2 protein-coding genes are annotated in these 1,054 nt (G+C 47.9%); both read left to right on the top strand.

The window, feature by feature from the left end:
• Positions 1–82: 82 nt before the first annotated feature.
• Positions 83–400, top strand: coding sequence for a transposase (locus LCF57_RS28055; protein WP_413232173.1), 318 nt, complete (start codon positions 83–85; stop codon positions 398–400).
• 2 nt (positions 401–402) lie between these two features.
• Positions 403–1,054, top strand: a 652-nt coding sequence (locus LCF57_RS00015) for an IS3 family transposase (protein WP_413232172.1), incomplete at its 3' end; no start/stop codon positions are given.

Below are 1,054 nucleotides of genomic sequence, written 5' to 3'. Positions count from 1 at the left end.
TGGTATTATCCCCTTCAAGTAGACACTCAAAAAAGTCCGCATGGTATCATGAGGATTGAGTGAACTTGAAGGGGATATTTGTATGGCTAAAAAAGGACAGAAATTCCAAACGTATGGAGAAGAGTTTAAGACAGAAGCAGTTCAGGCGTATTTGGGAGGGAAAGGGAGTTACGTGACCCTTTCGAAGCAGTTGGGGATTCGGAGTAAGACTCAGTTGGAGAACTGGGTAAAGAAATACAAAGCAGGTGAAGCCTATGATACGCGTAAAGGATCGCTCAGTCCTCTAAAGGGACGTCCACGCACGACGTTTGCCAGTGTGGAGGAAGAGCGAGATTATCTAAAAGCACAGGTGGATTACTTAAAAAAGCGGTATCCCAATCTGGTCCAGGAGGGAAGCTAGATTTGCAAAAACGTTACCGGATCATCGAGGAACTCCGGGAAAAACATCCTGTAACCTCATTGCTGACCATTGCAGGAGTCCCCAGGGCGAACTACTACAAGTGGCGGGCAGCTAAACCCCGACGCGACGAGATTCGTGTGCGGGATCATGACATCAAAGAGCATATGATAGCTATTCATTTAGCTCATCCCTACTTCGGTTATCCCCGGATGCAGACGGCTTTGCGAGAAGCCGGTTATCTCGTCAACCACAAAAAAGTGTGGCGTCTCATGAAGGAGCTGTCGATTTCATCGGTCATCCGAAAGAAGCGAAAATCCTCCAGTTACGTGCCTTCTGTCGTTTATCCGAACCGTCTCAAACGCAAATTCCATGCGGCAGGACCACAACAAAAGCTGGTGACCGACATTACGTATATTTCAGACGGTACACGCTTTTATTACTTGTCCGCCATTCAGGACTTGTTTAACAACGAAATCGTAGCTTGGAAGCTTTCAAACCGCAATGACACGAAGCTCGTTCTGCATACGGTGGAACAATGGGTACGAAAAAGAGACGTATCCGGTGCCGTGCTCCATTCGGATCAGGGTTTCCAGTATACGTCTGCGGCGTACAACACACGACTCGAAGAATTCGGCGTCAAGGGCAGTCACTCTC

It is taken from the genome of Paenibacillus sp. BJ-4, from assembly GCF_020404765.1.
Taxonomy (GTDB): domain Bacteria; phylum Bacillota; class Bacilli; order Paenibacillales; family Paenibacillaceae; genus Paenibacillus.
This window is presented reverse-complemented; position numbering and strand designations above follow the sequence as displayed.

Bases quoted from the DNA above. Each gene is read 5' to 3' on its own strand.
- LCF57_RS28055 (WP_413232173.1), top strand. From the start codon at position 83: ATGGCTAAAAAAGGACAGAAATTCCAAACGTATGGAGAAGAGTTTAAG.